The 10,930-nt window shown below is 63.0% G+C and carries 9 protein-coding genes and 1 pseudogene; 4 read left to right on the plus strand and 6 right to left on the minus strand.

Translation table 11 applies throughout. The features are described from left to right. Positions 1-9: 9 nt before the first annotated feature. Genes AC5RWT_RS14460 through pxpA form a run of 5 tightly spaced genes read right to left on the minus strand, consistent with a single transcriptional unit; the run spans position 10 to position 4,283 of the window. Positions 10-987: a 5-oxoprolinase subunit C family protein gene (locus tag AC5RWT_RS14460; RefSeq protein WP_494080775.1), complete on the minus strand. Its 978-nt coding sequence runs from the start codon at positions 985-987 to the stop codon at positions 10-12. Further along, complete coding sequence (locus AC5RWT_RS14465) at positions 977-1,876, minus strand: 5-oxoprolinase subunit B family protein (protein ID WP_494080776.1); 900 nt, start codon at positions 1,874-1,876, stop codon at positions 977-979. The genes AC5RWT_RS14460 and AC5RWT_RS14465 overlap by 11 nt, the downstream gene beginning before the upstream one ends. Further along, the gene (locus tag AC5RWT_RS14470; RefSeq protein ID WP_494045451.1) at positions 1,873-3,228 is read right to left on the minus strand and encodes an acetyl-CoA carboxylase biotin carboxylase subunit; all 1,356 of its coding nucleotides are present in this window, start codon (positions 3,226-3,228) and stop codon (positions 1,873-1,875) included. Before AC5RWT_RS14470 ends, AC5RWT_RS14465 begins: the two co-directional genes overlap by 4 nt. Before the next feature lies 1 nt (position 3,229). After that, positions 3,230-3,469, minus strand: coding sequence for an acetyl-CoA carboxylase (locus AC5RWT_RS14475; RefSeq protein ID WP_494045450.1), 240 nt, complete (start codon positions 3,467-3,469; stop codon positions 3,230-3,232). Positions 3,470-3,482: 13 nt separating this feature from the next. Next, complete coding sequence (gene pxpA, locus AC5RWT_RS14480) at positions 3,483-4,283, minus strand: 5-oxoprolinase subunit PxpA (protein ID WP_494080777.1); 801 nt, start codon at positions 4,281-4,283, stop codon at positions 3,483-3,485. Between the two features lie 86 nt (positions 4,284-4,369). Here pxpA and AC5RWT_RS14485 point away from each other — a divergent pair, with 86 nt between their 5' ends. From AC5RWT_RS14485 to AC5RWT_RS14495, 3 genes are all read left to right on the plus strand, one after another. Then, a complete protein-coding gene (locus AC5RWT_RS14485) occupies positions 4,370-5,923 on the plus strand; it encodes a PucR family transcriptional regulator (protein ID WP_494045448.1) in 1,554 nt (517 codons plus the stop codon). Between the two features lie 309 nt (positions 5,924-6,232). Beyond that, entirely contained in the window at positions 6,233-7,510 is a 1,278-nt protein-coding gene (locus AC5RWT_RS14490; RefSeq protein ID WP_494080778.1) for an aspartate aminotransferase family protein, read from the plus strand. A gap of 105 nt (positions 7,511-7,615) precedes the next feature. Next, on the plus strand, positions 7,616-9,106 hold the full coding sequence (locus AC5RWT_RS14495; RefSeq protein WP_494080779.1) for an NAD-dependent succinate-semialdehyde dehydrogenase: 1,491 nt from the start codon (positions 7,616-7,618) through the stop codon (positions 9,104-9,106). Between the two features lie 255 nt (positions 9,107-9,361). Here AC5RWT_RS14495 and AC5RWT_RS14500 read toward each other — a convergent pair whose 3' ends face one another. Beyond that, a complete protein-coding gene (locus AC5RWT_RS14500; protein ID WP_494045848.1) occupies positions 9,362-10,015 on the minus strand; it encodes a GntR family transcriptional regulator in 654 nt (217 codons plus the stop codon). A 647-nt stretch (positions 10,016-10,662) separates the two neighbouring features. Between AC5RWT_RS14500 and AC5RWT_RS14505 the strand changes: the two are divergent. Then, a pseudogene (locus tag AC5RWT_RS14505) lies at positions 10,663-10,930 on the plus strand (hypothetical protein); the annotation flags it as partial.

The following is a 10,930-nucleotide window of genomic DNA, read 5'->3' on the forward strand; positions in this document are numbered from 1 at the left end:
TCGCGCGTGTCAGTCCCCCTCGCCCCATAATCTGGCGCGCAGGGACCGCTGCTGCGCCCTGGCTGCCAGTGCCTCGTCCATGCTCACCGGGCGGAAACGGGTCTTGGTCCCCGGTGCGCTGCGTGCCAGCAGATCCATGTCCACGCTGATAACCGTGGCCACCATGGCGTAGCCGCCGCCCGAAACCGCGTCCCGGTGCAGCACAATCGGCTCCTTGCCTCCGGGGATCTGGATGGATCCGACGGCGTAGCCCGCATCCACGATGTTCGACGGGTCCGACCCGGCGCCGAAGGGCTGTTGCCGGGGCTCCCATTCCACCTCCGGCCCGGAATAGCGCAGGCCGGTTCGGTCCGCCACCGGAGTGAGGGTCCAGATGGCGCCAAGAAGCGTTTCCATTCCCCGTGCCGTCAGCCGGTGGTCGTACAACCCGGGCATGACCCGGAGGGAGACCTCCTTCTCGAACACCGGGCGGAGCCCGGGATCGATCTCCTGCGGTGGTTCCGACCCGTACGGTGCGGCGCCGTTCCCGACGGGGACCAGGTCACCGGCCCGCAGCGGCCGGCCGGCAAATCCGCCGATCCCGCCGAGCCCGTAGGTGGAACGGCTGCCCAGGACCACCGGCACGTCGATGCCCCCACGGACGGCGATGTAGAAGCGGGTCCCGCCTTTGAGGATGCCGAAGGAGACCTCGTCGCCGGCGTCCAGTTCCAGCCGCGACCACTGCTCTCGCGCCCCGCCATTGACTTTGACATCCACCGGCGCGCCGGTGACCGCGATGACCGCCGCGTCATCCGTACGGAACGTGGGGCCCATATAGGTGCACTCCAGCACGGCTTCAGCAGGGGTGTTTCCGGCCAGCGCGTTGGCCATCTCCGCAGACAGCCCGTCCATCGCGCCGCCTTGCGGGATGCCGACATTGTAGTATCCGAAGCGGCCCCGGTCCTGGACCGTCGTGGCCAGGCCAGGTTCAAGGATCTCAAGTGCCATTGAGTCGCTCCAGTATCTCCCTGTTGTATTCTTCCGGATGCTCCAACGCCCGCTGTAGATCGAATTGGACCGGTGCTTGCCGATACTTGAAGGTGCCGGCCTCGACTTCGTCCTGGATCTTCCGGTATTCAGCCTCATCCACGGAGCGGAACTTGACGATGTCGCCGGGCCGGAAAAAGACCATGAAATCCTTGAAATCCGGCAGCGACTGGGCCGGATCGAAAATCGGCGCCGCTGCGATGCCGAACATCTGATAACCGCCGGCGCCGCGGACGGAGTAGATGCAGGCGAAGCACCCGCCATGCCCAACGGTCAAGGCAGGGGTATCGGTCCGGGGACTGAGGTACTTCGGCACTTCCAACTGCTGCTCCTGCGGAACAATCTGGAACATGAAGGGCAAGCCAGCAACAAAGCCGACCATCGACACCAGCCAGGGAGAGCCGTAGTGCCGCCGGATGAATTCGTCGACCGAGGAAAGGCCGTTCTCTTGGGCGGCGAACTCAAGGTCCGTGCCCTCCGGGCGCTGGTGGTTGTCCCTGAACCGGGCAGCTGTCTCATTGGAGTAGGGATCGTTGTACCAAACCGGTATTTCCACCAGGCGGGTGTCCAGCGTGGGATGGGCGGCCCGGGCGACCGTCTCCTCGATCCGCCGCACCCTCTCCTCCAGCTCAGCGGGAGGCAGGACATCTGGATCGAACCGGATGAGCAGCGAGGCATTTGCTGGGCAGATGTCGGTGATGCCGCCAACTTTGTCCGCGCCGAGCAGGGATGCCATGGCGTTGGAACGGAAGTTCGCGGCAAGGCTCATGGCCTCGTCGATTTCCACAAAGAGGAACTCGTCCCCTCCCCAGGTATAACGGGCGGTAGCCCCGGCGGCTGGCGCGGTCATGCCGCACTTCCCAGCAGCTCCGGCGTGGTCTCCAGGAACTTCGAATGATGCTCCACGTCCCGCAGCTCGGGTCGCTGGATCAACGCCTGAAGCAGGGGCAGGGTGGTCTTGACTCCTTCCACATCCACCTCACCCAGCGCCCGCACGGACCGGGCGATGACTTCGTCCCGGCTGGCGTCCCAGACAATGATTTTGGCCAGCAGCGAGTCGTAGAACGGTGCGACCACCGAGCCTGCGACGAACCCGGAATCGATCCGCACACCCGGCCCGCCAGGCCAGTCCAGGCGTTCCAAGGTGCCGGGGCTGGGCATAAAGCCGCTGGACGGGTCCTCCGCATTGAGCCGGAATTCGAAGGAATGGCCCCGGAACTGGACTTCATCCTGGGACAGGGGCAGCTGTCCCTCGCCGGCGACGAGCAATTGTTCGCGCACTAGGTCCAGGCCGGTGATCATCTCGGTCACCGGATGCTCCACCTGAAGGCGGGTGTTCATTTCGATGAATGCCGCCTCATGCGATTCGGGATCGTAGAGGAACTCGACGGTGCCGAGGCCCCGGTAGTGGCATTCGCGGGCCAGCTCCACCGAGGATTCCCGGATCCTTTCCCGGACCGCGTCGGGCAGTGCAGGTGCAGGTGCCTCCTCAAGGATTTTCTGCTGGCGCCGCTGCATCGAACAGTCGCGGTCCCCCAAGTGGATGGCATCCTGGCCGTCCCCGAGAACCTGCACCTCCACGTGCCTGGCCCGGCCCAGGAAGCGCTCAAGGTAGACATCAGCACTGCCGAAGGCCGCCCGGGCCTCCGCCTGGGCCACCTCGACGGTTGCGACCAGATCCTGCTCGGCTGCGACCAAACGGATGCCGCGGCCGCCGCCGCCGGCCGATGCCTTGACCAGAAGGGGATACCCGATCTCCCGCCCTTCGGCGATGAGGTCCTCGCCATGCCCGACGGCGCCCTCGCTGCCCTGCAGGATCGGCACACCTGCCCGCCGGGCTGCATCCCGAGCCCGCGCCTTGTCCCCCATCAGCTCGATGGCTTCGGGCGAAGGACCGACCCAGATCAAACCGGCGTCAATGACGGCGGCCGCGAAAGCCGCGTTTTCGGACAGGAACCCGTAGCCGGGGTGGACGGCGTCGCACCCGCTCTCCAGAGCGGCGGAAAGCACCGCTGACTGGTCCAGGTAGCTCTTGGTGGCCGGCGCCGGGCCGACGAGCCTGTACCCGTCGGCCAACCGCGCCGCGTGGGACTTCTCATCCGGTTCGCTCGCAGCCACGACGGTACCGATGCCGAGCTCCCGGGCGGAGCGTATAACACGGACCGCTATCTCGCCCCGATTGGCAATGAACAGCCGTTCCATGTCACCCCTCGCTGACCGTCGCTATGGCTTCCCCGGGATTCACGGTGCCACCGTCCTCAATAATGAAATGATCAATCGTGCCGGCGGCATCACTGCGGACCTCGGTGAACTGCTTCATGACTTCAACCATGCCGACGGTTTGGCCGACGTCGACATGGTCGCCTTCGTTGACGTAGGGCTCCTTGTCCGGGCCGGGCTTGCGGTAGAAAATGCCCGGCAGCGGGGAGAGGATATCAGCCACAGGGGAACCCCTTTCAGGAGGCGGTGGGAGCGGCAGAGGCGTTTGACGACAGCGCTTCGCGCACCGCCGCCGCTACCTCGACGGCGTTCGGAGCATCCGAGTGCACACATACACTTTCAAAACTGATGTCGAGCAGCGTTCCATCCACCGCTTCAACCACCCCCTCGTTTAGAACCCGGCGTACGCGGTTCCCGGCCGCCGCCGGATCGGTGGGTTCGGGCCGGCGCTGGATCAGCAGTTCACCCCGGGGTCCATAGTTCAGGTCAACGTACAGTTCCCCGACGAAGGGAACGCCGAATTGGTCGCATACCTTCTGGTGCTCAGTTCCCGCCAGGCCGTAGAAAGGAACGCTGTACAGGGTTGCCACCCTCACCGCGGCCTCCATGAGCCCGGCGTCGCGGGCAAGCATGCCGTAGAGCGAGCCATGCGGCTTGATGTGATTCAGTGCCAGGCCGTACCGCTTCAAAAACGCCGTCAGCGCCCCGACCTGATACAGGAGCAGAGTCTCCACCTCCGCGCCCGTCAGCCTCATCTCACGGCGCCCGAATCCCACCAAGTCCGGCAGTCCGGGATGGGCCCCGATCTTCACGCCGCGTTGGCCTGCAGCCTCCACGCTCGCGGCCATTGTGTCCGGATCCCCTGAGTGGAAACCGCAGGCAACGTTGGCCACGTCGATGATGTCCATGAGTTGAGCGTCGTTCCCAAAGGAGTGCAGGCCCAAGGATTCGCCCAAGTCCGAGTTGAGCGTTAGAGATTGACCCGCTGTCACAGATTGCGGCATGGCACCAACCCTATGGGCCTCCCTGTCCGGCATGGAAGTAGGCAGCCGCCCAACATCGGGCCTGCCCAAGTGGGCAATGCGCACATAAAGTTGAAGCAGGTGCAATCAAAGGAATCCTGATGATCGTCGCTGACTTGCTAGCGGACGCTGCCCTCCAGTTGCGCCTCCATACGCCGTCTTCCGCCGGACGGCTTGAGCGCAGGATCAGCTGGTGCGCACCAACGGAGATCATGGATCCCAGGCCGCTCCTGACCCCGAACGTCCTCCTGCTGACCAACGGCATCGGCATGAACATCGAGGACGACCGGACCTGGTCCGCCTACGTCGAGCGGCTTGCCAGTGTTCCCGTTGCGGCTATTGCCTTCGGTACGGGAGCCGCCCATCACCTCATACCCCCAGGATTGGTCAAGGCGGCCACCAGCTTCGACGTTCCCCTTTTGGAAATACCCCGCTCTGTCTCCTTCCTGCAGGTCCACCGGCACATCACGAATGTGCTGCAGGCCGAGCATTCCACCGTACGGACCCGGTCATGGGAGCTGGCGGAAGCCTGCTCCCGGCATGCTGCCACAGCATCTTCTGTGCGCAAGATGCTCGGCGAGGTTGGAAAGGCAGTCGGGGGCTCGGTGGCGATAATCGACGGCGGCGGTTCCGTCATCGCCCAATCGCCCGGCAATTCCCGTTGGACCAACGAGGATCTGCGCCGTGCTGCCACCACCGGTGACGATGAACGAAGCGTCCCGCTCCCGATGGGTGGCGGCGCCTCGTTCCAGCTTGTCGTTCAGCGAAGCACCCGGGACGAACCCCTGTCTGCCCTGCTGGCACCTGCGGCCTCCATCATGGCAGTGCAGCTAAGAAGTACCCTGCAAACGGCGTCCGGCCGGCAACCCCAGCTTCAATTGCTCCTCTCACAAGCCGTCGATTGGCAGGGGATCGCGTGGCACGAATTCGCCCGCACCTTCCGCTCGACCGGACTGGACGACAAACGCGCGACTCTGGCGGTAGTGGCAGCGCTGCCCGAAGACGGCCCCGCGAATGTCTGGAAGATACGCCTGATGCTTCAGGAGGCATTCGAGGAGGTTCGAATCATTGTTCTGGACGGCGCTGTCGTCGCGCTGGCCCAGCGGCCAACCCCGGACCTGCTTCAAGCCGCCAAGGGCGGGAGCATCGCGTCGTCACTAACGGAGAACTTCCGATCACTGGCCCCGAATCAGGCAGTGGTCCTCAAGGGTCCGTGCGAGAGCCTGAACGAGTTGCGCCTGGGTCTCTGCGCTGCGACCGAGCTAGTACACCAAGTAACGGAGCCGGTAACGGCCCCCGAGCTCAGTATCGATGCCGTCCTAGCCGCGGCTGCCGGCCACGGGGCACTCGCCGGCGCACGCAAGCTCTTCTTGCCAATCGTGGCCCATGACCGTAAACATTCAGGACACCTCTTGGACACGCTCAAAACGTATCTGGACAGCGACTGCCAGCCATCACAGGCATGCGAGAAACTCTTCATCCATCGAAACACCCTCGCTCAGCGGCTTCGGAAGCTTGAGTCCTTGCTCCGGCTGCGTCTGGACACACTCGAAGGACAGATGACCTGCCTCATGGCAGTACGCCTGACCGAAGGCCAGGGCCCGCGATCCGAGAAGGAGGCCAAGACCGGCGTTCAGCCGCCTGCGAGCAACTGAAGTCCAGCAGCCGGACATCGCCGGGAACCTCGCTTAGGCTCCGATCCGCCAGGTGGGTAGGGTTAGGCCCCGCGAACCAAGACGCCGGAATGCGTTCCAGAGCGCCTAACAGCTGAGCACAGTTCCCCGCGCTACGCGGAGCCAGAGGTTAAGTCTAAACATCACGAAGCCGTTTGAAAGCGAGCCAACCCTTTGTTTTATATTCCCCTCGAAGCGCTTCGCTTTGCACCTAGACCGGCAACTCGCTGTCGCACTCGACGATGGGCGGATTGTTGACAATAGGATGATGTGATCTGCATCATTGGAGCCATGGCGTCTCTCAGCCCTCTTCTGAAGCAAGCTACCCCACTGGTGGTTGATCACGCCCTCGGCAGTTGGGTACACGCGACTGATGGAAAGTCGTACCTTGATTTCACTACCGGCATTGGGGTGACGAGCACGGGTCATTGCCATCCGCGGGTCGTGGAGGCTGCCCGCGATCAGGTGGGAAAAATCATCCACGCGCAGTACACCACCGTGATGCACAAGCCCTTGCTGGCGCTGACCGAGAAGCTTGGTGAGGTACTGCCCGAAGGCTTGGATTCGGTGTTTTACGCCAATTCCGGATCGGAGGCGGTTGAGGCTGCGATTCGTTTGGCGAGGATGGCTACGGGTCGGCCAAACATTGTAGTGTTCCAGGGCGGTTTCCACGGTCGGACGGTGGCGGCGGCGTCGCTTACTACTGCCGGAACGAAGTTCTCCGCAGGGTTCTCCCCGCTGATGTCCGGGGTGCACATGTCCGTCTTCCCGTACGCCTACCGGTACGGCTGGGAGGAGGTGGCCGCAGTGGAATTCGCATTGAAGGAACTGGACTACCTGCTCCAGACCGGCACGGCACCCAACGATACTGCAGCATTCCTGATCGAACCGGCCCTCGGTGAGGGTGGGTACCTGCCCACCCCGGCGGCGTTCCAGGAAGGACTGCGCGAACGCGCCGACCAGAACGGCATCCAGCTGATCTTCGACGAAGTCCAGTCAGGCGTGGGCCGGATGGGCAAGTTCTGGGGTCACCAGCACTCCACCGCCACACCGGACATCCTCATCACCGCCAAGGGTATCGCCTCCGGTTTTCCGATTTCTGCAATCGCCGCCTCCACGGAACTGATGTCCAAGGGCTGGCCCGGCTCCCAGGGCGGAACCTACGGCGGGAATGCAGTCTCTGCCGCCGCCGGCGTCGCCACCCTCGATGTCATCCATGACGAAGGGCTGGTGGAGAACTCACGGATCCGCGGAGAGCAACTCCAGACGGGGCTCAAAGAAATTCAGGCCCGTTTTCCTGTCATCGGCGACATCCGCGGCAAGGGCCTGATGCAAGGCATCGAATTCACCACCGAGGACGGCGCCCCCGACACCGCCACCGCAGCAGCAGTCCAGCAGGCCACCATCAACCACGGCCTGCTCACCCTCACCTGCGGCCCCGCAGGCAACGTCGTCCGCCTCATCCCCGCCCTCACCGTCTCCGCCGAAGAAATCGCCACCGGCCTCGAACGCTTCGAAAACGCAATCCCCACCGCCATAGCAGCCGCAGCCGTTTCCGCGGACTCCTGAGCCCTCCATGATCGATGCTGTTCGCCCCCGTCCCCCCGCAAGCCCAGCAACGGGCGCCCGCCGGACAGGCGCACCGAATGCCTTCAACCAAGATAAGGATCTCTCATGAGCATTCAGTCAGCCGCCTCCCGAACTTCGCAAAAAGCGCTCAATGCCGTCGCAAAGGTCAGCACAAACCTCTACATTGACGGGGAGTGGACCGAGGCATCTTCCGGTGCCCGGTTCGATGTCATCAATCCCGCCACCGAGGAAGTCATCGCCCGCGTGGCTGACGGGGGCCCGGAAGACGCACGCCGTGCGATCGAGGCTGCCGGCCGAATCCAAAGACAGTGGGCAAAAACCCCGCCCCGGGAGCGCAGCGAAATCCTGCGTGGCGCCTTCGACCTGATGATGGCCCGCCAAGACGAACTGGCTTTGATCATGACCACGGAGATGGGCAAGCCCTTCGCCGAGGCCAAAGGCGAGGTGGCGTACGCCGCCGAGTTCTTCCGCTGGTTTTCAGAGGAAGCCGTTCGCATCGACGGAGATCTGACCATCTCCGGCGACGGTAAGAACCGCATCCTCGTCTCGAAGGAACCCGTCGGACCTTGCGTCCTGGTGACGCCATGGAACTTCCCGCTGGCTATGGGCACCCGGAAGATCGGCCCTGCCATAGCGGCCGGCTGCACCATGGTCTTCAAACCTGCCAACCTCACCCCGCTGTCTTCGCTGGCACTGGCGGACGTCCTGGTAGAGGCTGGCCTCCCCAAGGGTGTGCTGAACGTGGTCACGACTTCCAAAGCCTCCGACGTGGTCACCCCATGGATGGAAAGCGGTATTGCCCGCAAGGTCAGCTTCACCGGGTCCACCGGCGTGGGCATCCGCTTATTGGAGCAGGCTGCCAAAAACGTCATGCGTTCTTCAATGGAACTCGGCGGGAACGCTCCCCTCATTGTCTTTGAGGACGCGGACCTGGACCGCGCCGTTGAGGGCGCTTTCGCTGCGAAGATGCGGAACATGGGGGAAGCCTGCACCGCCGCCAACCGAATTTTCGTCCAGCGCTCCGTGGCAGCCGACTTCTCCGTCCGCCTCGCGCAGCGACTGAGCGCCCTCAAGGTCGGCGACGGCGCGGTGAGCGGCACGGACGTCGGCCCCCTAGTAGAGGAAAAGGCGCTCAAAAAGGTCCAGGAGCTCGTGGATGATGCCGTTTCAAGGGGCGCCCAAGTGGTTTGCGGCGGCTCCCGCCCAGAGGGCAGCGGCTACTTCTACTCCCCCACGGTGCTTTCCGACGTCAGCCCGGACGCCGCGCTGATGAGCGAAGAGATCTTCGGCCCGGTGGCGCCCGTCATTCCCTTCGACGCCGAAGAGGAGGTGGTACGGCTGGCGAACGATACCCCTTGGGGCCTTGCCAGCTATGTATTCACCCAGGACCTGGACCGTGCATTCCGCGTCGGCGAGGATTTGGAGGCGGGCATGGTCGGCCTTAACACAGGCATCGTTTCCAACCCAGCGGCGCCGTTCGGTGGCATCAAGGCCTCCGGTCTGGGCCGCGAAGGCGGACGCGTGGGCTTGGATGAATTCTTGGAGATCAAGTACGTGGCCATCCCGCGGGTTTAGGGATCGCCACTCCCCACCCTTCCGCAAACCCAACTTCTCTCATCACCGCCACTATTACTTACGCCACATCACTTTCCGCAGGGCATGTGGAAGTGAGGGAGCATTGGTGTGCACGTCGGAAGGTGAGAAAGCGACTCACACTCCCACCGAATTAACGCCGAGGCATGTTTCCTCAGCCCGGCAGCTTCTTGCCTTAGTAACCACACGGTCGAGGATCAGCGGCGCTGACAGGAAACGTCAGCATCCGCAGGATGCCTACGGGATAAGCCGCATCAGTGCGTCCTCCATGTGCTCGGCCATAAGCTTCTTGGCGAGGTCTGAATTTCCCGTCGAGATGGCTTCCGCGATGCCTTTATGCTCGGCGATGCGGCGGTCAGCCGTAGCGTACGTACCTTTCAGGGCATTGAGGCACATCCGCGTCTCAGTCAGGAGAGTGTCGTGCATCTTCTTCAAACGGGGACTGCCGGCGAGTTCGACCAAGAGGGCATGGAAGCTCATGTCCGCTTCAGTCATAGCTTCACTGTTGGGGGTATCCGCCGAATCCTCCATGGCATGCACGGCTTTCATTAGCTTGACCCCGTTGCCCTCCGGGTCCGTGCTGGCCACGCGGTTAATGGCCGCAGCCTCAACGGCGGTTCGGGCCAGGTATATATCGCGGAAATCGTCCTCATCCATGGTGACGACGAAGAGCCCCCTGTTCCGGTAACTGACGAGCAACCCCTCCTGGGTGAGCCGCTGCATGGCCTCGCGCAGTGGCCCCCGGCTGACTCCAAGTTCTCTAGCAAGCTCGGCTTCACCAAGTTGGATGCCGGGAGCGAAATCACCTCGGGCGATTGCATCTCGGATCCGGCGGGCAATAATGGCCGGAGTAGACTCCTGCACTATCGGGTCCAGCACTCCCCTTTTCATCCGGCTTTTCATCCTCGCTGCTATCAGCTTCTGAGCTTCGCCCGCACTGGGTGAACTCAGTCGCTTTCGTTTTCCATGGCACATGTCTGATGTTGACAATTTTATAGTTTACTTCGGGTGCGCTTAAGGACATCGCGAGTTCGTGTCCAGCGCCGGACAAAGAGCAGAATTTGGGACGGCAACGGCGGGCAAGGACGCGATGCCGATGGTGAGCGCATTGAAGCCTTTGCCATAGGAAAGCAGCACGAACAGGGCAACCTACGCCTGCACCAGTAGCGGGTACCGCGGAGAACACCACAAGGACGGCAATGCCTGCTGGGGCACCAGCATGCCTTCAGCCGAGCGGGCTACCTGCTACTGCTGTACTTACTGAGTCTGGAACCAATGCTCGCAAACAGCGCAAAAAGTATTGATGTGGTCCAGCTCGCGGACTATGCTGACCACACCGCTGCAGATTGTGAACAAAAGGCAATCGACTGGGGTGCGGCCTTCGGCTATCGGCAAGCTTGGAGAGACACATGAAGCTGAATAGGAAAGCCAGTTCGATCGGAGCGCTTGCACTGGCGGTGGCCTTGGCGGCAACCGGGTGCGGGGCAATGGGGGGCTCCGGGAACGGTCAAGGTGGCCAGGCCACGGATACCGGTTCGATGCAGAACTGGAGTACACCGGCCCTCAATACGGCCCTGAACGGCAAGACGACGCAAACGACCTATACGCCCATTGCCAAGGACAAAGTTTCCAAGGAGTGGAAGATCTGCGTCCTGTTCCCGCACATGAAGGATTCCTACTGGGCTGCCACGAACTACGGGACCCTGACCGAGGCACAGAGGGACAACGTCGAGTACAGCATGTACGAGGCCGGAGGCTATACCAACCTCGACAAGCAGCTGAGCCAGATGCAGGACTGCATTAACG

Source organism: Arthrobacter sp. Dra40, from assembly GCF_059091905.1.